Genomic DNA, 20,272 nt, shown 5'->3' with positions numbered 1-20,272 from the left:
CAAATGTAACTGTGTAGACAGCTCGTTTACTTTTTCGTTGCAAGCCATTCCGCTAGCTTATTAATATCGGCTTCTTCGATACTTTTGCCCATAGCAGGCATACGGCTGCCGCCGTTTTTAATAATATTTGCAATCTCATCTTTGCTTAGACGTGCGCCTACTTTTTGTAGGTTCGTTACGTCACCCATCCGGCCTTGCATTTCATCGCCATGACATTGAATGCAGCGCTGTTTATACATGGCGACGGTTTCTTCAGGACCTTCAATTGTCGCTGAAGCCTTGTTGCTGCTTGAACCACCACCACAGCCAGCGAGCACTAGTGTAAGCCCGATTATCGCCGTGATGACGAATGCGAAGCGTGGTCGATGTTGCTTGTTAAGCATGCGGGTCGCTCCTTTAGCTAATCATTTGTAGCGCAATATTTCTACTTCCAGTATAGGAATAGGCATCCTCTGTAGGCAAGCATTTGCGCCGATTGTTGGCAGAACGTTCACAACTGTGTTCGTTCGTGTATAATGACTAGGACAACTTACTTTATATAGAGAAATGTATATACAAAATACTGCCTAAGCAGACAAACAACCACCATAGAGGAGGCCGGCATGAACGAGCAAAAACGTTATTTCAGCCGCGAGCTATTAATTTGGTACCGCGCCAATCGCCGCGATTTGCCATGGCGGCGCCAGCAAAACCCTTACTATACATGGGTATCGGAAATTATGCTTCAGCAGACACGTGTGGATACGGTCATCCCTTACTTCCATCGCTTTCTTGAGAAATTCCCGACGGTAGAGGCGTTAGCCGACGCGCCGGAAGAGGAAGTGCTGAAAGCGTGGGAAGGGCTGGGTTATTATTCCCGCGCACGTAATTTGCAAGCCGCTGCTCGCGAAGTGAAAGAGCAATACGGCGGGCAAGTCCCTGACGACAAGCAGAAAGTGTCATCGCTAAAAGGTGTCGGCCCCTACACGACAGGGGCGATTATGAGCATTGCGTTCAACCGCCCAGTTCCGGCGGTGGACGGCAACGTGATGCGCGTGCTGTCGCGTTATTTCCGACTGCACGACGATATTGCCAAGCCAAGTACGCGTGTCAACATCGAGTATTTAGCCGAAGAGCTAATTCCTGAAGGCTGCGCTTCTGACTTTAACCAAGCTCTAATGGAGCTTGGGGCTTTAATATGTACGCCGAAGTCTCCGGCCTGCCTGATTTGCCCTGTCATGGAGCACTGCGCAGGTCGCATTGCGGGAGAGGAGCTTGTGCTCCCGATTAAGACCAAGGCGAAGCCACCGAAGCCAGAGCAGCGCTACGCGGCGCTGATCGTAGGTACAGGTGCCCACGCTGGCAAAGTGCTAGTGCGCCAACGCCCAGCAACAGGGCTGCTTGCCCGTATGTGGGAGCTGCCGCATATGCTCGTGCCGAAGCAGGCGGGGCTCATTGGGATGAACGACGACGCTGCGATGGATATGCTGCGCGGCGCTATGCTAAGCGAAGGCGTGCAGGTGAAGCCATACGAGCGTTGGGTTGATGCGGAGCACACGTTCAGCCACATTCATTGGCGGATGCGCGTGTTTCTTTGCGAGCCGCTCGCAGCGGACGCAGCGAGCATTTTCAAGCAGGTCGCTGGCGATCACGAAACGGAATATCGCTGGATCAGCCCAGAGGATATGGAGCAGCTCGCTTTCCCGAACTTATTTTTAAAGCTGATTAACGATTATTTCAAGACGAGCTTACAAACAATAGGCTAATAAGCTGAGAGGTTGGAAGGCTGAAGGGCTGAAGGACTGATAGGCAGCAAATAAATATGCACCCTGAATTACGACGATGATGTTGTGATTCAGGGTGTTGTGCTATTACTGGATAGGCATGTGAGGCAAGAGCTGAATCGATGACGGAGATGAGACAACATGAAGTTTACATATGGCAATGAATCAATATGCTATCACAAGGAAGGTCAAGGGCCTGTCCTTCTATTTCTGCATGGTCTTGGTGGGAATTCGAGCAACTGGACATATCAGCGGCAATACTTCCAGTCCCAGCGAACCGTTATTTCGTTGGATTTGCCCGGTCATGGTCAATCGGAAGGAGCGGGCATCGGTTTCAGAGAATACTGGAAAGTAGTTGCCTCTTTATTGGAGCATCTGGGTGTTAAGTCATGCACGGTTTGCGGCCTCTCAAAAGGAGCGCGAGTCGCTGTCGATCTGGCTTATCATCGCCCAGACATGGTTGATGGCTTAGTTATGGTTAATTCCTTTATGCATTTGCGACCGGACGACAGAGCAGAGCGAATGAACATTTACAGCTTGCTTGACCTCGATGACGGGGGAGAACAATGGGCGGACATTTTGCTTAGAGAAATGGGAGTTCTCGGTTATCCATCGATCGTGAGAGGGTTTAAAAATGCATTGAAAACGATGAATCGCAAGCATGTGCAGCAGTTGTTCTATGAGTTGGCTGATGTCGATCAGAGGGACAAGTTGGAGCGATTAGAATGCCCTGTCCTGATTGTAAGGGGCGTCCACGACCATTTCGTCCCTGCGTTTTATGCAACTGAAATAAATGGGCTCGTCAAGCAATCCGAAATCGTGGTCATGGAGCATTGTGGTCATCTGCCTTATTTGGAGAAGCCAGTTGATTTCAATCGAATTGTGGAGCTGTTTTTACGGAGAGGAGAATGAAGATGAAAATGAAAATGAAGCCATTTATCGTGCTTGCTCACCATGAGCCGCAATCGTTCTGCGGTGCGCTTAAAGATGCGGCTATAGATGTATTTACTCAGCAAGGTTATGTTACGCAACTATCTGATTTGTACCACATGTCGTTTAAGCCTACGGCGGACTGGGGCGATTTTGTATCGCCTAACAATCCTGATTATTTAAAATATGGTGCCGAACAACGGTATGCTTATGAAAATGGCAGTCTGTCACCAGATATCGTGCTAGAGCAGCAAAAGCTATCGGAGTCGGATTTAATTATATTTATATTTCCATTATGGTGGCACTCCGTTCCGGCCATTTTAAAGGGCTGGCTCGACCGTGTGTTGACGCCAGGCTTTGCGTATGGACGGAATCAAACGTTTGCGAACGGCCCGTTAAAAGGAAAGCGTGCGATGCTCGTATTTACAACTGGAGCGGAGCCGGAGCGCTACGATTCTAAAGATGATTTAGGAATCTTGGAGCATCATTTGCATCCGATCGAGCATGGCACGTTACGATATTGTGGACTGGATGTGCTACCTCATTATGCGGCTTGGCAGCCTGCTCATGTGTCTGCGGAGCAGCGGGAGAAGTATCTGGGTGAGTTCCGAGAGCGTATAGCGGCTTTGCTAGAGGAAAATAGATTGGAATAGTTTGTTCCGCGACGACTGTCGTTGTACAGGTCAAATCTTCGAGATGGTACGTTTTTGACTTAAGTATGGAATGAAATGAAATGATTCATTGAGGGCATTATCAGCGGGCGTTCCTTTGCAGGACATGTTCATGATAGTGCCCTTTCTTTTATAGCTTTCTGGCAGGCCTGATATCACATTTACTTCTATAGATGTTTTTTTCTATCACCTCATGCTAATTAAGTTTCTCTTTTTTTATATCACAGGAAATTAGTACAACTGCCTATATATTTAAATGGTGCTAGTAAAATCAATAAAAAGGAGGAATTCAATTTGAAACCTAATAAAGGATAATTAGGTATGACTAGCACATAAGAGAAGGAATATGGTGAAAATTTCCGATAGGAGAGGATTGGGAGATGAAGAAATTTCGTATCGGTTGGCTATGTTTTCTTTTGCTTGGGTGTGTAGATATGAACGCACATACTGCGCTTGCAGCTTCTACATCTGTTCAGAAAGTAGACACCAATATCGTGGAATTGCAACTGAATGTAAAGGATCAGGTGTATGCGTATGATGAGACAGGGAAGCTAGTCTCTCTATTGTTGAAAGATGGCTCAAGGATAATTTTTACGTATGACCCAAATGGGAATCTCCTTAAAAAGGAGAAGGTTAAGCCAGCTTCAGCTTCTAGTGTAAGCTCATCTGCTGCATTGGAAATACGTAGCGAAGATGTACAATCTCCAACTACCGTCCAGACACTGAATGATGTATCGCAAAATGAGAATGAAAAAAATATAGGGAGCTCTATTAAATGATGAAAAAATATGTATCTATCTTACTCATTGTTGTAATGACCCTAACCAGCTTGCCGCTTGCTCCAGCTGAAGGCAGACAAGCCCTGACTCGTCCAAGCACGAAGACACTGTCTTCGGTTACCCAAGCGGTCTATCCACCTTCTTTCAAGTTGAATTCAACCGATCAAACGATGAGCGCAGACGATCTGGACAATCTCATCACCGTCACCTCGGTAACTTATCAGTTCGATGTCAATCGCGACTGGGTTCTGAGTGAAATGGCGAAGGGATACCAGCTTCATCATATTTACCAAGGCTTAGAAAAGAAGCAGCAGGGCAACTCCTACGAGAAATTCATGACAGCTCAGTACCCCAACCTTCCACTAGATCCATTAACCCTACACAACATGAACTTGAACCATATGAACAAAATAAAGAGTGTAACGGACGCGGTCTATGCCAAGGCGAAGGCTGTACCTAAACCTAAGCCTATTCTGGACAAGGCAAGCGCCAACTCTGTCACGGACCACGTGTATAGCTTACAGGACGGGCTACTTAACACAAGTCCATATGATCAAATTGCACTCAAACAGAGAGCGCATAAGCCCGATCAAGCGCCTTATACCATCGGCTCGGATAATGAACAAATCTCGACGATCGACGGTTCGCTGCAAGTATCCGCCACCGATTTGGTCATGTCCGGTGCTAATGGCATGGGATTTGCGCTTCGGAGAGTGTATGACAGCAGCCGCGCGAAGGATGATATCTACGTCACCAATGATACCAACAGCACGCGTCCTACTCCTGAAGATGAATTGCACGCGTTAGGAAAAGGGTGGATCTGGGATATTTCCTATATCCGAAATGCCTGGAAGGTGAATGAAGAGCGTTCCATTTACATCGCAGGTGTCGGCTCCTATCCCCTTGGCGATCCTCATGGGATCAATAAGCTATCGTTGCTCGGTTATCCTTATAAGGACTTGACGTTTGATGCGGCAACCGAAGAAGAGAGATTGGTCACCAAAATAAGTGGTAAAAGACCAGATTCTGTCCTGAAGGATCATAAAAGTGGCATCAAACAATATTTTAGCTTAGACGGTAAGTTGGTTCGAATGGACGACAAGTTTGGCAACTGGGTCGAGTTTATGTATCAAGGGCCCTCCATGGAAGAGGAGGTGCTTTGGTTTATTGTCAGTTCTTCCAAAGACGGAAAGGTTAATAACCAAATGTGGTTTGCTTACGATAAGATCAATCATACGGTGACAGTAAGCATGGATGATAAGAAGGTTATTTATAAGAAACGTAAAATCGGCGATGGGCCAAATGGAAAGTTTCGTGAACTGGAAGTGCTAGACGAAGTCATTGACCCATTAGGTCGTTCAACGAAATACGGATATCGAGAATGGAATAACTTGCAGTTTAATCTGATGGAGAAGTACCGATACGTAAGCCACCCTTCCGAGAAGCTTGAAACGTATGGGCAGAACAAAGCGATCTTACTGACATCGATCGAGCATCCGACCAAAGCGCTCTCTCAATTTGGCATCCTCGGTGCATGGGAAATGAGTATTGGACCCTATGCGGTGGAACAAAGCATATACTATTCCTCCCGTCACGTGTCGTACAGTTCGGCCTCCCAGACGAAGATGAACTCGACCGCGCTAACGTATAAAATACACGGCAGTTCCAAGTATGACGAAAAATATACGTTAACGACGACTGTAGATGACGGCTTGAAATCAACGATGCACACGTATGAGCGACGGCCTGCTAGTTTCTATGAACCACCTAAGATTTTTAATACTGAGGTGGTAAGTAAGGTAAACAACACGAACCAATCGAAGCGTGTCCAGTACAGCTATGAGAGAGAGAAGCCGAACCCAACGCGGATTGAGGAAAGCTTTCAGGACGGTGCTCTTCATGCACCTAAGAAGACGACCGTCCGACAATATGATACCGCCGATTGGGGCTTGGTCGTATCGGAAACGAACCCGCTTAACGTAACCAACCGCTACGACTATTCGTTGCCGACAGCTACGATTTCCAAAAGGGTTGGACGCGCGTTACTAAGCAGTGTTCAAGCGCTGAATGCGCAGACACAGTTGGTGACCGAGTACAAGTATGATCCGAACCATGGCGAGATGACGCAAATGCTCAGCAAAAATAATCAAGGTGCGTTATTGCAGCAGGTTCAGCGGGAATACGACCCGAATGGAAATCCGATCACGGTTCGGATACGGGGAGAGCAACAGGATACCGTCGTCAAGCAGGAGTTTAGCCCACAATTGGGTGCTTTCTTCCCGACTAAGCAAACGGTGGATGTCAAGAATGCAGAGGGTCAGGTGACGACTATTGTGAAGGAGGCCGACTATAATCGGTTCACGGGAGATATGATCTCCTACACCGATGGCAACCGTCACGCGACAACGTCTACGTATGATAAACTAGGAAGAGTCATCGCGGAGAAATACCCGGACAATACCCAAACGACAATCGTGTATAATGATGTCCAGAACACGATTACCGTCACCGATCCACGGGGGCATGTTACCGAGAAGGCTTTTGATCCGATCGGTAATTTGATCCGGGAGTCGAATGGTCGGGGAGCTGCCAATCATGCGTACGATACACATGGGCGATTGATCCGTAAAGGAACGTTTACAGGACAATTTGTCGAGTACACCTATGACGCTTGGGACCGAGTGATCAAAGAGACCGCTGGCAGCCAAGTGAAGCAATACGAGTATAACGACATCGAGAACACGAAGGTCAGCATTGACGGTAGGGGCAATCGAATTCGGGAAACGTATGACGTGCTAGATCGTGTTGTGAAACGCGAAGAGCTCAAGCCAACAGGAGCGGTCGTACTGGCCCAGTACACGTATGACTTCGTAGGCAACGTCGTTTCGATGCGCGATGCCAACGGCAACGAAACGAAATACGAGTACGACGCTTTAAGCCGTCTCACCGCCGTCATCGATGCGGAAGGAAAGCGTACAGCCTATACGTACAATCTGGCTGGAAATTTGGTTCAAATTCAGTACGCAGACGGAACGGTACTCAAGAAGCGATACGATGAAATCGGCCGCTTAATTGAGCAGATCGACCCGAAGAACCAGAGCAAACGATTCTACCATGACGCTAACAACAATTTGGTCAAAAGCATCGACCGCAAAGGTCAAGTGCACCAGTTCGGCTACAGCAACCGTAACTTCCTCACGAGCAGCACGACGCCAATCCCAGAAGAAGGTGTTACGTATGCATATGATGCCAGCGGCAATCGCACCGTAATGACGGATGCAACGGGCACAACGAACTATGCGTATTTTCCAACTGGAGAATTGCAATCGATCACGTATCCGGACAAGACCACGTTGAGTTACGAGTATGAGGTTAGAGGCTTACGGACGAAACAGACTGTATCCTCGCCAAGTTTTAGCTCTGCTCTGACGGTGAACTACGCTCCCTTGTTCTCGCATCCAACGTCATTGCAAGTCATAGATCGAAACAACAAAGTACTAGAAAAAGTGAAGTACACCTACGACTTATCCCAAACGAACTTGATGGAGCTTAGTTTATCCCGGCACATCAGCGAAATGTACACCTATGACGGTTTAAACCTCTCCGGGATTACACAGATTCTAGGCAGCATTCGTATACTCGAAAATTTCCAGTACGACTATGACAACAACCGCAATATTATTCTTAAAAGTGAAAGCGGTAATTCGTTCACCTTCACCTATGACAAGCTCAATCGCATTCAAACGAACAGCCAGTTCAACGAAACGTACACCTACGACGCACGCGACAATCGAAGTACGCTAACGACGACCAATCCACCTGTGCAAAAAGGCGCCCAATACAGCTATGACTCACGCAACCGTTTAACACGCGCAGTCACCGAAGACGGCAACACCGTTACGTACCGCTACAACGGCGACGGTCTTATGGTCGAGCGCAGCCAAGCTGGCGAGACCACCCGCTACTACTACGACGACCGCAAAATCATCGTCGCAGAAGGCAAAGTTGAGCCAAATGGCACCGTGACGATCATGTATATGTACGTTCACGACCCGAAAGGCCGCCTACTGGGCCGCCAAGTCGCGAGCTCGAACCAAATGCAATCCTACCTGACCAACGGCCACGGTGACGTCACCGAGATTCGCGATAGCCAAGGAACCGTGCTGAACAAGTACACGTACGACATCTGGGGCAAGCCGCTCACCGCGTCGGAGCTAGTCCCGAACATTTTTCGCTACTCTAGCGAGTATTGGGATAGCACAACAAACCTGCAATACTTGCGTTCTCGTTGGTACGACCCGAGTATTGGACGATTCACAACCGAAGACACGTATGAAGGGGAACTGGGTAGCCCAATGAGTTTAAACCTGTATACGTATGTGGAGAACAGCCCGTTAAATCATATCGACCCTAGTGGACATTGGAAAACTAGCATTACATCAAACTGGATGCTTAATGAAATGAAGTGGCAGTACGACAAAGCAAAGTCATCAGGTGGCGATTATAAAAAATGGGCAAATGAAGCAAATACATTAAGACAAAAAATGCATAAAGCAGGTATTAAAGAATCTGACATCATGCAAAGTTCTGATGTAATGGTTCCAGAAAAGATAGTCAGGCAACTAGCTTGGAACAGCACAATTAAATGGATTGAGAACGATCCTTATGGCTTTGGTCTTTTTGCTTGGTCTGATGAAAGCATGTTCTCCTTGGCAGGTGGAATTGGACCAGCAGTTATAAAACAAGTCGGGGCTGGATTTATCAAGCATTCTGTTTACAATGAGGTTAGGAACAGGTTTGGTAAAGAAGGAATAGAGGTCTTTATAAAAGCTATGGAGAAAGGAGAAGTCGGTCCTGAGGGACAAAGTGGAATAAAAAGATTATCTGGTAAAGGTGCAACTTTTGGAAAAAGAAGCTACCAGTATGAAATCAAAGTTAAAGACAAGAGATACGGTGATTGGAGAATTTACGGTAATTATGACAATAAGTCAAAAGGATTTATCTTTAATCACTTTGACAAAGGTTTGCATAAATAGGGGAGGATATAATGAATGTAGCCGAGATAAAACGTTGGGTTAAGGAGCATGGTGTAGAGGAAAAATGTATTGAAAGTTTCTGGAATTATTTTAATTCGTATCAGGATGAGTACGCAGATGTGTTTAACAGTGACTTCCCTAATTATGATGCTAGCTTTATTGAAGTATTTATTCAAAAGATATTATTTTCAATTACTAACTGGCCTTTGGAAGACTACAACCATATTGTGGTGGACATAAGAGTTCGATACAAAGAGAGGTATGCTGCAAGTTATAAAATCGTTTATAACTTGGATGGGTCTGTAGAGGATGATTATTTAAGCTTTGATTAATACTGGAGCCACATGTGAGTTAATAAACTGTACCCGTAGAATGGACACTTTTCCTATATTCTGCGGGTTACAGCTCAATATCCTAGAAGAGGGCCTTAAAAAGAGGTAGAGAATATGGATACTTTACAATGGATACAGAAATGGTATTATCAAAACTGTAATGGTGATTGGGAGCATACCTATGGTGTTAAAATCGATACTGTCGATAATCCTGGTTGGTCTGTTGAAATAAACTTAGTTGATACCTGTTTAGAAAATGAACATTTTGAATCGATAGAAATCGAAAGAGACGAAGAAGATTGGTACTACTGTATTGTGAGAGATGGAGTATTTAGTGGTGCTGGAGGGGCAATGAATCTAGAAGAAATCCTAAATTGCTTTAGAAAGTGGGCTTCTAATAAAGAATAGAAATAGTGATTGCTCCAAAGTTATATTTAAACCTTGAATGGCTTAATGCTTTCAAGGTTTTTCTTTTGGGGGCTACCCAGTGCCGAATGAACTCATCATTTATCCAATAACATATATAGCCCATGTATTATCTATACAAAGATTTCATAATTTTCGTTTGTACGTACATTCACGCTTTAATTATATAAGACGTCATTTGGGTAGTACCAATACAACTACGACAACAACAGCAATATTACCATCAAAAATGAGAACGGCACGCCGTTCACCTACACATATGATGCACGCGATAATCGCAGCACGGTAACAAGCACCAACCCGCCCAAGTTAAAATAGGCTCAATACAGCTATGACTCACGCAACTATTTAACACGCATCCTATTATAGTGAGGAGAACAACAATCAGTTTAAGTATTTGTACGGTGTATTAACTCAAACAATCACTTACGGAAACAGCTCGGGAGACGCAGATTGGGCAAAAGGTCAGCTACTTGATGCTTATAGTGTATGGTAAACAGAGGCTATTATGGCAACTGTGGCAGCCGGAATAATTAGTTCGTTTGGTGGAATAGTGCGTTCTGACCAATCAGGTAAACAGCTTGTTAAGCCGAAAAAGAGCCAAAGAGGGGTAACGCCTTCACAAAATGAATGGCAGATTGATCATATAGTTCCTAGGAATAAAGGCGGAACTTATAGTTATTCAAATTCACAGGTATTGTAACGAAAAGAAAATAGACGTAAATGGAACAAGTAAAGGAGCCTTCATATGAGCAATAAAGTGTACAAACTTGAATGGGGCAAAGAGGAATTATGGAAGGGATGTATTCTAGCTTCTTTAGCACATGCTATCATGGTTGCTCATTACCCCGATTTATCTAATGAACATTCTTGGGATGGATTGAATTATAGTGTTCAAGATAGTTCGGGAGTTAGGGGGACTGTTACATTTAGCTCTGATTACGTTGTCGCGGCTTTCAGGAATGACCACAGTGAAATATTAGATCAGCCAAACGGTAATCATGCTGCGATTAAATATTTTGAAGGTGCTCCAATTGAAGTAATTGAAATTGCAGAAAGTGAAACATTAGAGTATCTCTTAGAGGATGCTCAGGGTTCCGCAATACCATTAATAACATCCTCTTTTTGGGGGAAGGGTGGTAACTGCTATTCTATTAACTCTAAAGAAAGCCTTTTTGAACAAGGAGCTCATTTATTAGAGTTTCAATTGATGAACTTTGAGGAAGCACTAGAATCTTGGAAGGAATATTATGAGATGTCTCCTGAGCAAAGTAGTTTATTAGTGTCACTTTACAATCGAAAAATCACTCACCCATTGGACGTAATTGTTTTATCCGAGAAAGAAATTCAATTAATAGGTACAGATGATGAAGAGGGATTAGAAGAAAGCCAAGTATCATTTGAAGAACTTGGGGTAGAGTGGATGTGATTTCAGATAACCTTGATTGGATTCGCGCCTTTCAGGGTTTGTTTTTATATATAGATACAATTATTGACAAAGAGATGCGGGGAGGTACATCCGGAAATAGGATCAATGGAATTTCTAATAAAAATAAGAACAAACAAAAATATAGTAGGGCGGCAAGAAAGGAGTTTGGTAAACCTTGATGAGCGAGAAACGAAAAAGGATAAAACTTGGAGATGTATATGCAATACCTTTATCTGACGGTATGTTCTCATTTGGGAGACGATTTAAAGACGCTAGTATTGCAATCTACAGCCATGTTAGCAGTTCTATTGAGGATGTGCCTCAAGATGAAGATTATCAGTTTATTGTAGGGGTTTATGATGATGTACTAAAATCAGGTCAATGGCCTGTTATTGAGAATCGCCCATTTGGGAATGAAGAAGAAGCATGGCCGCCTCCTGCGTATGTAATCGATAAATTGACTGGTGGATACTCCATTTATTATAAAGGGGAGATGAGAAAGGCTAGCAAGCAAGAATGTGATGGTCTAGAGATTGCGGCTGTTTGGGAAGCAGAACATATTATTGACAGAATTATGGGTGACGACAGATGGCATAGAGATCCATTAAAATAATTATTAGTTGACCTTGTTTGGTCTCATGCCTTTCAAGGTTTCTTTTTTTACATATCATGATAATAACCGACAAAATTAGACGTGAAGTTTATCGATTTGGTAAACATAGAAAAAGATAAACGTCGTTTAAAATAAATGAGACTGCTGTAATATGGGATTGTTTTCATTTCGAGAAGGATTTTATGATATGTCCGTGAATAATTAATATGGAGGAGGTTCGTTTATAAATGGAGTTTGATTTCCAAGTGGCCCAGGCAGAGCTACGACAAAGGTTGCAAGAGGAGCTTATTCGAAGGGGGTGGAGGCAGAAAGAGATTGCAACAGTAACTAAACTAAGTCGTTCTAGAGTCAGCAAAATTTTTAAAAACACTCAGACCATCATGCTTCCACAATTACATGAGATTAATTATGCATTCGAGTTAGATAAACATTCGTTTTACGATTTCTTTATTGGTGAATGTTTCAATGAAGCGGGACGACTCAAACCGAGAAAAACAAGTAACTTTATCCTCCACTGTATCTATGCCGAGCAATACGAAGTCGTAAAACAGATTGTACAACTGCTTAATGAAGACAACAATCGCAATAAAATGATCGAAACCACCTTCAAAATTGCCGAATATCTCTTCGAGTCAGACAAACGTAATTACTCGCTTCCCTTCTATGACATCATTATTCGTAACGGATTCAGCAGAAACGAAACGCTTGCTATCACTTATTTTAGAAGATTCCTCATCCTACGGGATTTAGATACCGCTGGAGCGGGTAGCGAAGCCCTTCATCAACTTGTCGAATACTTACCACTGTTGCCTGATGAACTGAAATTTGATGCTTATTATCGTATTCTGGCTTTTTACAATGTGGTTGAGAACTGGCCTAAATTACTTGCTTTTGCGAAAGAATTAAAGGACATGGCCATAGCTGAAGGGCATTATAAATATGTTGCTGAAGGGTTGCTATATGAATCATTCGCTCACAAGGGGATGAAAAACTTTGAAAAGTCCTTACAAGCAACGAAGGAGTACGCCACACACGGTAAGCATTATGCATGGCTTTCGAAGTGTAATGAGTTCTATATTTCCATTGAGATGGGGCAAACGGAACACATTGACGAGCTTATGAGTATGCTTAGAGAAGATACAGATCAGCTCCTTGCTGTTTTGCCTGTTGCGATGGAAGCCTATCTAGCTAACGGGTTATTGATTGATGCACAACAGTATCTAGAGAAGTACAAATTGAACATTGATGACCTTCTGACGAGGAAAGCACCGTTTTTTCTAAAACATAAACTGCAATTTGTACAGGCCATGACCCAATATTATTTGGAAACTGGTCAAAATGAACGTTGTCTTGAATATAATGCTTTAGCTTTGGAATTGGCTTTAAAACTTCATAACTCACAGCGAGTAGGCGCAGCGATGTTAATGTTTCAACAGCAAGAGAACATTATTACTTTAGAGCAGAAAAGTGAATTTATGAATATCATTTCTAATGAGGTGAAATCTAATGAAAAAAGTATGTATGGTTATGCTGATGACTCTTTCCTTATTCGGTTTTATAGAGGTGTCTTCTACTAACGCTTTAAATTCAGACAGTCCAGTTACTTCAGACGGTATCGGTGGAGGATGGCAAAAGCAATAATCCTAATTCATGTAGTACATAACTTATCCCAACCACAATGAGATTAATCTCGGTTGTGGTTTTTGTTATTACATTGCAGGGATGAAAAGGAAAAATTAATTAGGTAGTATTATCTCTTAAGCCGTATCATCGCTGTCATTGATGCGGAAGGAAAGCGTACAGCCTATACGTACAATCTGGCCGGAAATTTGGTTCAGATTCAGTACGCAGACGGAACGGTGCTCAAGAAGCGATACGATGAAATCGGCCGCTTAATTGAGCAGATTGACCCGAAGAACCAGAGCAAACGATTCTACCATGACGCTAACAACAATTTGGTCAAAAGCATCGACCGCAAAGGTCAGGTGCACCAGTTCGGCTACAGTAATCGCAACTTCTTAAGTAGCAGCATGACAGGTATTGCTGAGGAAAATGTGTCCTACACGTATGATGCCAGCGGCAATCGTACCGTAATGACGGATGCAACGGGCACAACGAACTATGCGTATTTTCCAACTGGAGAATTGCAATCGATCACGTATCCGGACAAGACCACGTTGAGTTACGAGTATGAGGTTAGAGGCTTACGGACGAAACAGACTGTATCCTCGCCAAGTTTTAGCTCGGCTCTGACGGTGAACTACGCTCCCTTGTTCTCGCATCCAACGTCATTGCAAGTCATAGATCGAAACAACAAAGTACTAGAAAAAGTGAAGTACACCTACGACTTATCCCAAACGAACTTGATGGAGCTTAGTTTATCCCGGCACATCAGCGAAATGTACACCTATGACGGTTTAAACCTCTCCGGGATTACACAGATTCTAGGCAGCATTCGTATACTCGAAAATTTCCAGTACGACTATGACAACAACCGCAATATTATTCTTAAAAGTGAAAGCGGTAATTCGTTCACCTTCACCTATGACAAGCTCAATCGTATTCAGACGAACAGCCAGTTCAACGAAACCTACACCTACGACGCACGCGACAATCGAAGTACGCTAACGACGACCAATCCACCTGTGCAAAAAGGCGCCCAATACAGCTATGATTCACGCAACCGTTTAACACGCGCAGTCACTGAAGACGGTAACACCGTTACGTACCGCTATAACGGCGACGGCCTGATGGTCGAGCGCAGCCAAGCTGGCGAAACGACCCGCTACTACTACGACGACCGCAAAATCATCGTCGCAGAAGGAAAAGTTGAGCCAAACGGCACTGTTACGCTCATGTATATGTACGTTCACGATCCAAAAGGCCGCCTACTGGCCCGCCAAGTCGCGAGCTCGAACCAAATGCAATCCTACCTGACCAACGGCCACGGTGACGTCACCGAGATTCGCGATAGCCAAGGAACCGTGCTGAACAAGTACACGTACGACATCTGGGGCAAGCCGCTCACCGCGTCGGAGCTAGTCCCGAACATTTTTCGCTACTCTAGCGAGTATTGGGATAGCACAACAAACCTGCAATACTTGCGTTCTCGTTGGTACGACCCGAGCATTGGACGATTCACAACCGAGGATACGTATGAAGGTAGTTTGGGAAGTACATTAAGCTTAAATCTATATACCTATGTGCATAACAATCCGCTGAAATATACTGATCCAAGTGGCTTTGCACCAGTAGGACCTGGTAAAGGTTCAGTTTTTGATCGTAACCAATGGAAGTATTTAAGTAACCTTGCATTAAAGGGGGCAGAGAGACAATCCAAGTGGGCAAATAAACAAATTAAAAATCAGTTATACTATAAGTCACAGAACAGTAGTCAGAAAAGTAGTACCTTGGCTTTACCAGCGGCAGGTTCTGGAGGAGGAATAGCTGCTGGAGCATATGCTGCGGCTGCACGCATAGTAGGGACAATAGGCTTAATGTTGTCAATAAGCGGAAGCTCATCTGTGCAGGAGAGAGAACGTCAAAATACGGTATATAGGGCGTTAACGGCTGGAAATGCTGGAACTTTGGCTGGTGGGAAGGGCATTTTAGCTGGGAATCCAAATGCGAATAAATCAGTCTTTCAACACGTTATGACTAACGATTCAGCGAATAGCCAATGGATATCCACTACAAAAAGTCTAACTGTCGCTCGTAAATTTTCTTCGGGTAACGGCATAGTTGCAATTGATCTCAGAAAAGTGCATTCTAAAATTGTATATGCCGCGCATGAAATTCCTGATAACGGCAGTGACATGAATGACTGGGCACGTGATTTAGCAGAGAAAGATCACGAGTATTTAATACATGGGCATATCCCACAATCTGCGATAATGGGGTTCGTACAATGAATGAAGATAATCTTCTTTGTAGTCTGGAAAAAGACATTAGTCAGGTAATAAAAGTGATACTTTTAGATTTAAGGCCTGAAAAAAAAGTTGAGGAAGAAAAATTCAAACAACTTTACAGCAAACTTGATGAATATAAAAAACAGATCAGTGGTGCAGAACAAATACAGCGTTCAATTGCGACCAAGATATTTTACTTATTCAGCACCATGGTTGTAGAGGCGAAATACGCTAATTATGACTACAAGATAATGGAAGAAGCTTTTCGATTAAGAGTTTATCTTTTAAGCTTTTTTGATGAAGATTCATTTGGATAAGAACAATTTGTGATTTACAATTTTTCATTTTTTATACCACATGTGAGTTCAACTCCATGTGGTATCTTTTTTTGATGTTTAATAGACTAACAGACGCTTAATAAACTAGGATACGTATGAAGGGGAAATTAAGAACCTACTTAGTTTGAACCTTTACACATACGTGGCCAATAATCCGTTGAGGTATATTGATCCGAGTGGGCACCGATACTTATCTGCTCAACTAGCGGAGCTTGAATTTGTAATTGATCATGCTATGGAGTTGACTTCAAAAAGTGATCCTGAATACTGGGCTACTAGACAATATTTAGGTGTTAAATTCCAGCCCATTTTTAATGATAATAACAACAATCAATTCAAATATTTGTTTGGACAGTTAACGCAGACCAGTCCTTATCCGAACAGTTCAGACAATGCCATGAATGCCAAAAACCAACTTCTAGATGCATACGATCAATGGCAATATGGCCCTCTTATGGCAGCGGCAGCTGGATCAATGGGAGCAGTTGGTGGAGGATCTAAGGGGACGGGAATAGCTGTTCATGGAAATTCATTGAAATCAACCAAGCCAACTGATGTATATGTTGTTAGAGAGGTTAAAACAGGTAAGGTAATGAGATATGGTGAAACTACTCAAGGACATAAAGTGAGAGGACAACAACACGCAAGAAGGTTTTTTAACTTAGGCATAGAAGTTGAAACTATGTTATTAAAAGGTGGGCTAAGTAAAACTAATGCAAAGGTGTTAGAGACTCGCTACATTAAGACCCATGAAAAAGTTTTTGGTAAAAAGCCACCTTACAATAAAAGTTACCATTGAATAGGAGGTAGGAAAGTGAAGATTGCCTCAAGACCACAAACATCAATAAGAATGGTTTCGAAACAATTTAGGCTGCTATATCCGTTAGAAGACTCATTGAATAATTACATTGAGTTCTATGCGAAAAAACGTGTTGATATTAATACATTGCAAATATTTTTTGACACGGATATAACAGATGAGAATTTTGTGAACTTGCTAGACCTTAAAGGTGGCCTTCTTCAGGCAGAAACATCTTTGAATTGGGATGTATTCTCTGGTTTTGAATTTAAGGAGCAACAAATTCAGTTTGTTGAAAAAATACACAATGTAGTGAACCAAGTTGTTAAAGTATATGATATAAATCCAGAGGGTTATCAGAAGGCTTTTCAGCAGTTAATGAATGAAATTAAGTAAGAGTAAAACAATGAATTGAACTCTAACAATGACCTTGATCGGCTCCTTCCCTTTCAAGGTTTCTTTTTTTACATATCATGATAATAACCGACAAAATTAGACGTGAAGTTTACTATTTTGGTGAAAATAGAAAAAGATATATATCTGCTCTACAATAGAAGAGACTAGAGTAATATGGGGATATTTTCATGCTGTAGAAGGATTTCATAATGAATCCGTGAATAAGTTATATGGAGGAGGTACATGTAATCCATGAATTTTGATGTTCAAGTCGTTCAAACCGAATTGCGACAAAAAGTACAAAATGAGCTTAATCGAAGGGGGTAGAGACAGAAAGAGCTTGCAGCAGCAACAAACCTTAGTCGGTCAAGGATGAGTAAGATTTTGAATAATAAACAATCACTCATGCTCCATCAGTTGCATGCCATCAACGAGGCATTTGAGTTCAAGAAATATACCTTATACGATTGTTTTATCGGTGAATGCTACAATGAGGCAGGAAGACTCAAACAAAGAAAGACAAGCGACTTTATCCTGCATTGTATACAAGCGGAGCAATATGAAGCCGTCAAACGGATTGTATATTTACTTCATGAGGACAACAACCGCAATAAGATGCTAGACACCACGTTTACGATTGCTGAACACCTCTTCGAGTCAGACAAACGCAATTTCTCACTTCCCTTTTATGACATCATCGTAAGTAACGGAATTAGCAGAAACGAAACCCTTGCCATCGCTTACTACAAAAGATTTATGATTTTACGTGATTTAGATACAGCAGGTGCAGGACAGGAAGCTCTTCATCAGCTTGTTGAATATTTACCGTTGTTGCCTGATGGGCTAAGGTTTGATGCTTATTACCGTATTTTAACCTTCTATAATGTGCTTGAGAACTGGCCTAAATTGCTCCATTATGCGGAACAATTAAAGGTTATGGCTTTGGCAGTTGGTCAGGAGAAATATGTGGCGGAGGGTTGGCTGTACGAGTCATTTGCTCATAAAGGAATGGGAAATTTTAAAGATGCATTGCATGCCACCATGCAATACGCTTCATACGGAAAACATTATGCATGGGTAGCAAAGTGTAATGAATTCTATATTTCTATTGAGATGGGGCAAACCGAACATATCGACGAACTGATGAGTATACTTAAAGAGGATGAAAACCAAACTCTTCTTGTTATTCCAATGGCGATAAAATCATTTGTTGTGAATCATCTGCTTTTGGAAGCCCAGCAATATCTTACGAAGTATCATTCACATGTGAACATTCTTTTAGCTAAGAATGAGCCGTTTTATTTGAAGCACAAGCTTCGACTCTACCAAGCACTTAGCGATTACTATTTCGCAACTAATCAATTGGATAGAGCATTTGGATATAACGCGATGTTTTTAAAATTAGCACTTAAACTTGCGCATACCAGAAAAGTTGAAGCTGCGGTAAACACTTTTCATCAGTACGAGGAATATGCAACGACTGAGCAAAAAAATAGCTTTAAACAACTATTTTCTAAAGAGGTGGAAGTCCATGAAAAAAGCATTTATTATGACCATGACGACTCTTTCCTTGTTCGGTTTTATAGGTCTATCTTTTATTAGTCCAGATCTTCAAGTGACTATATCTGATATTGGTAGTGGCTGGTCTAAGCAGTAACTGGCTGTATATTACTCACTATTAGTTGTTAATTAAATAACTTATTTGTACCACAATGAGGATAATCTCGTTCGTGGTTTTTCTTTTATTTAATTAAGAAATATGACGAAATCGGCCGCCTGATCGAGCAGATCGATCCGAAGAACTTAAGCAAACGATTCTACCACGATGCGAACAACGACCAATTCATCTGTACAAAAGGGTGCTCCATACAGCTATGACTCGCGCAATCGCTTAACGCTTGCAGATGCAGATACCGAAGACGGAAAAAATCATTACATACCGCTACAACGGAGACGGCCTTATGATTAAACGCAGTCTAGCTGGGAAGACCACATTTCCTAATTAATTCGAAATTATTAAAACAATCGACTGGGTAATACTCTAATTCTCAACGTAAAGATACCTCCAAAGCTTTCTCCATATCTTTCGACATAGGAGCGCTCTCTTGAAGGTGTTTTAATTTTGCTACACATTATGGGGTTAGTTCCCGATGATGTCGTGACTTCAGGGTGTTGTACTATAACTTGCTTTTTAATGTGAATATCGAAAGCTCCGGCTTGCTTAAAAATCGAAACGGCAACCTAGTCGTGCCGACCCCGTTAGCACGATCGTCAGGAGCAAGGCCCCAATCGAAATGTACGTATTAAATTGGTTCACAATTTGAATCGTATCATTGGAGTAGGCGATAGATTCGCCAACTGCAAATACGATCTGATCCTTCATCATAAAAGTGACGAGTACACTCGACTTCAATTTCTCCTGATTATACAGCTTGTTAACGTGTACCCCATTCCGCGGTGTGTAAAGATCCATTCTTCCCCGATCTTTTCTCTTAACCTACGAATGTGTACATCTACCGTGCGCTCATCACCAAAATAATCAAACCCCCACACATGATCCAATAAAGAGGTTCGTGTCAGTACTTTGCCTTTGTTATGAACAAAGTATTTCATTAATTGCAACTCTTTATGGGTCACATGCAGATCGTTGCCTGCGCGCCATACCTTTTGTTTGTCCAAGTCTACAAGTAGGGGGCCAAAGCGATATTGTGTCTCCATGTTCAGCATCTTTTTTGCGCGTACAAGCAAAACTCGCGGATCAAATGGCTTCCTCACATAATCATCTGCACCAGATTGCAACACGAGCAGTTCATCGTCTGCGATTAAAATATTCATTCCCGTCTCCTTGCTGG

20 protein-coding genes are annotated in these 20,272 nt (G+C 42.9%); 17 read left to right on the top strand and 3 right to left on the bottom strand.

What is annotated here, in order from left to right; translation table 11 throughout:
• Positions 1-26 precede the first annotated feature (26 nt).
• On the bottom strand, positions 27-383 hold the full coding sequence (locus tag KIK04_RS07660; protein WP_232277681.1) for a c-type cytochrome: 357 nt from the start codon (positions 381-383) through the stop codon (positions 27-29).
• A 219-nt stretch (positions 384-602) separates the two neighbouring features.
• Between KIK04_RS07660 and mutY the strand changes: the two genes are divergently transcribed.
• The 17 genes from mutY to KIK04_RS07575 all read left to right on the top strand — a co-directional run bounded on the left by mutY (position 603) and on the right by KIK04_RS07575 (position 19,389).
• Positions 603-1,745, top strand: coding sequence for an A/G-specific adenine glycosylase (gene mutY, locus KIK04_RS07655; RefSeq protein ID WP_232277680.1), 1,143 nt, complete (start codon positions 603-605; stop codon positions 1,743-1,745).
• 159 nt (positions 1,746-1,904) lie between these two features.
• On the top strand, positions 1,905-2,675 hold the full coding sequence (locus tag KIK04_RS07650; protein WP_232277679.1) for an alpha/beta fold hydrolase: 771 nt from the start codon (positions 1,905-1,907) through the stop codon (positions 2,673-2,675).
• Between the two features lie 2 nt (positions 2,676-2,677).
• Positions 2,678-3,346, top strand: coding sequence for an NAD(P)H-dependent oxidoreductase (locus KIK04_RS07645; protein ID WP_232277678.1), 669 nt, complete (start codon positions 2,678-2,680; stop codon positions 3,344-3,346).
• A 398-nt stretch (positions 3,347-3,744) separates the two neighbouring features.
• Entirely contained in the window at positions 3,745-4,143 is a 399-nt protein-coding gene (locus tag KIK04_RS07640) for an RHS repeat domain-containing protein (RefSeq protein WP_232277677.1), read from the top strand.
• On the top strand, positions 4,140-9,179 hold the full coding sequence (locus KIK04_RS07635) for an RHS repeat domain-containing protein (protein WP_232277676.1): 5,040 nt from the start codon (positions 4,140-4,142) through the stop codon (positions 9,177-9,179). Before KIK04_RS07640 ends, KIK04_RS07635 begins: the two co-directional genes overlap by 4 nt.
• An 11-nt stretch (positions 9,180-9,190) precedes the next feature.
• Positions 9,191-9,511, top strand: a complete 321-nt coding sequence (locus KIK04_RS07630; RefSeq protein WP_232277675.1) for a hypothetical protein — start codon at positions 9,191-9,193, stop codon at positions 9,509-9,511.
• A 114-nt stretch (positions 9,512-9,625) separates the two neighbouring features.
• Positions 9,626-9,919, top strand: a complete 294-nt coding sequence (locus KIK04_RS07625) for an immunity 53 family protein (protein ID WP_232277674.1) — start codon at positions 9,626-9,628, stop codon at positions 9,917-9,919.
• Positions 9,920-10,445: 526 nt separating this feature from the next.
• The gene (locus KIK04_RS07620; protein WP_232277673.1) at positions 10,446-10,640 is read left to right on the top strand and encodes an HNH endonuclease; all 195 of its coding nucleotides are present in this window, start codon (positions 10,446-10,448) and stop codon (positions 10,638-10,640) included.
• 45 nt (positions 10,641-10,685) lie between these two features.
• The gene (locus KIK04_RS07615) at positions 10,686-11,366 is read left to right on the top strand and encodes a hypothetical protein (protein ID WP_232277672.1); all 681 of its coding nucleotides are present in this window, start codon (positions 10,686-10,688) and stop codon (positions 11,364-11,366) included.
• A 178-nt stretch (positions 11,367-11,544) separates the two neighbouring features.
• A complete protein-coding gene (locus tag KIK04_RS07610; protein WP_232277671.1) occupies positions 11,545-11,979 on the top strand; it encodes an Imm26 family immunity protein in 435 nt (144 codons plus the stop codon).
• Positions 11,980-12,206: 227 nt separating this feature from the next.
• Positions 12,207-13,556 carry a helix-turn-helix domain-containing protein gene (locus KIK04_RS07605; RefSeq protein WP_232277670.1) on the top strand — a complete coding sequence of 450 codons (1,350 nt, stop codon included), beginning with the start codon at positions 12,207-12,209 and terminating at the stop codon, positions 13,554-13,556.
• 252 nt (positions 13,557-13,808) lie between these two features.
• Positions 13,809-15,890, top strand: a complete 2,082-nt coding sequence (locus KIK04_RS07600; protein ID WP_232277669.1) for an RHS repeat domain-containing protein — start codon at positions 13,809-13,811, stop codon at positions 15,888-15,890.
• Complete coding sequence (locus tag KIK04_RS07595) at positions 15,887-16,204, top strand: hypothetical protein (protein ID WP_232277668.1); 318 nt, start codon at positions 15,887-15,889, stop codon at positions 16,202-16,204. Before KIK04_RS07600 ends, KIK04_RS07595 begins: the two co-directional genes overlap by 4 nt.
• 163 nt (positions 16,205-16,367) lie before the next feature.
• Positions 16,368-17,024: a hypothetical protein gene (locus KIK04_RS07590; RefSeq protein ID WP_232277667.1), complete on the top strand. Its 657-nt coding sequence runs from the start codon at positions 16,368-16,370 to the stop codon at positions 17,022-17,024.
• 15 nt (positions 17,025-17,039) lie between these two features.
• Positions 17,040-17,420, top strand: coding sequence for a hypothetical protein (locus KIK04_RS07585; RefSeq protein WP_232277666.1), 381 nt, complete (start codon positions 17,040-17,042; stop codon positions 17,418-17,420).
• Between the two features lie 372 nt (positions 17,421-17,792).
• The gene (locus tag KIK04_RS07580; protein ID WP_232277665.1) at positions 17,793-19,022 is read left to right on the top strand and encodes an XRE family transcriptional regulator; all 1,230 of its coding nucleotides are present in this window, start codon (positions 17,793-17,795) and stop codon (positions 19,020-19,022) included.
• Between the two features lie 223 nt (positions 19,023-19,245).
• Positions 19,246-19,389 (top strand): hypothetical protein, encoded by a 144-nt coding sequence (locus KIK04_RS07575; protein WP_232277664.1) that lies wholly within the window; start codon positions 19,246-19,248, stop codon positions 19,387-19,389.
• 252 nt (positions 19,390-19,641) lie between these two features.
• Here KIK04_RS07575 and KIK04_RS07570 read toward each other — a convergent pair whose 3' ends face one another.
• Positions 19,642-19,833, bottom strand: coding sequence for a hypothetical protein (locus tag KIK04_RS07570; protein WP_232277663.1), 192 nt, complete (start codon positions 19,831-19,833; stop codon positions 19,642-19,644).
• Positions 19,830-20,255, bottom strand: coding sequence for a response regulator transcription factor (locus KIK04_RS07565; RefSeq protein ID WP_232277662.1), 426 nt, complete (start codon positions 20,253-20,255; stop codon positions 19,830-19,832). The genes KIK04_RS07570 and KIK04_RS07565 overlap by 4 nt, the downstream gene beginning before the upstream one ends.
• Between the last annotated feature and the right edge of the window lie 17 nt (positions 20,256-20,272).

Source organism: Paenibacillus sp. 481, from assembly GCF_021223605.1.
GTDB lineage: Bacteria > Bacillota > Bacilli > Paenibacillales > Paenibacillaceae > Paenibacillus_B.
The sequence above is the reverse complement of the archived record's forward strand: the minus strand, read 5'-3'. Positions and strand labels throughout refer to the sequence as shown.

Coding starts and splice junctions, on each gene's coding strand:
- KIK04_RS07660 (WP_232277681.1), bottom strand. CDS start 383: ATGCTTAACAAGCAACATCGACCACGCTTCGCATTCGTCATCACGGCG.
- mutY (WP_232277680.1), top strand. CDS start 603: ATGAACGAGCAAAAACGTTATTTCAGCCGCGAGCTATTAATTTGGTAC.
- KIK04_RS07650 (WP_232277679.1), top strand. CDS start 1,905: ATGAAGTTTACATATGGCAATGAATCAATATGCTATCACAAGGAAGGT.
- KIK04_RS07645 (WP_232277678.1), top strand. CDS start 2,678: ATGAAAATGAAAATGAAGCCATTTATCGTGCTTGCTCACCATGAGCCG.
- KIK04_RS07640 (WP_232277677.1), top strand. CDS start 3,745: ATGAAGAAATTTCGTATCGGTTGGCTATGTTTTCTTTTGCTTGGGTGT.
- KIK04_RS07635 (WP_232277676.1), top strand. CDS start 4,140: ATGATGAAAAAATATGTATCTATCTTACTCATTGTTGTAATGACCCTA.
- KIK04_RS07630 (WP_232277675.1), top strand. CDS start 9,191: ATGAATGTAGCCGAGATAAAACGTTGGGTTAAGGAGCATGGTGTAGAG.
- KIK04_RS07625 (WP_232277674.1), top strand. CDS start 9,626: ATGGATACTTTACAATGGATACAGAAATGGTATTATCAAAACTGTAAT.
- KIK04_RS07620 (WP_232277673.1), top strand. CDS start 10,446: ATGGCAACTGTGGCAGCCGGAATAATTAGTTCGTTTGGTGGAATAGTG.
- KIK04_RS07615 (WP_232277672.1), top strand. CDS start 10,686: ATGAGCAATAAAGTGTACAAACTTGAATGGGGCAAAGAGGAATTATGG.
- KIK04_RS07610 (WP_232277671.1), top strand. CDS start 11,545: ATGAGCGAGAAACGAAAAAGGATAAAACTTGGAGATGTATATGCAATA.
- KIK04_RS07605 (WP_232277670.1), top strand. CDS start 12,207: ATGGAGTTTGATTTCCAAGTGGCCCAGGCAGAGCTACGACAAAGGTTG.
- KIK04_RS07595 (WP_232277668.1), top strand. CDS start 15,887: ATGAATGAAGATAATCTTCTTTGTAGTCTGGAAAAAGACATTAGTCAG.
- KIK04_RS07580 (WP_232277665.1), top strand. CDS start 17,793: ATGAGTAAGATTTTGAATAATAAACAATCACTCATGCTCCATCAGTTG.
- KIK04_RS07575 (WP_232277664.1), top strand. CDS start 19,246: ATGCGAACAACGACCAATTCATCTGTACAAAAGGGTGCTCCATACAGC.
- KIK04_RS07565 (WP_232277662.1), bottom strand. CDS start 20,255: ATGAATATTTTAATCGCAGACGATGAACTGCTCGTGTTGCAATCTGGT.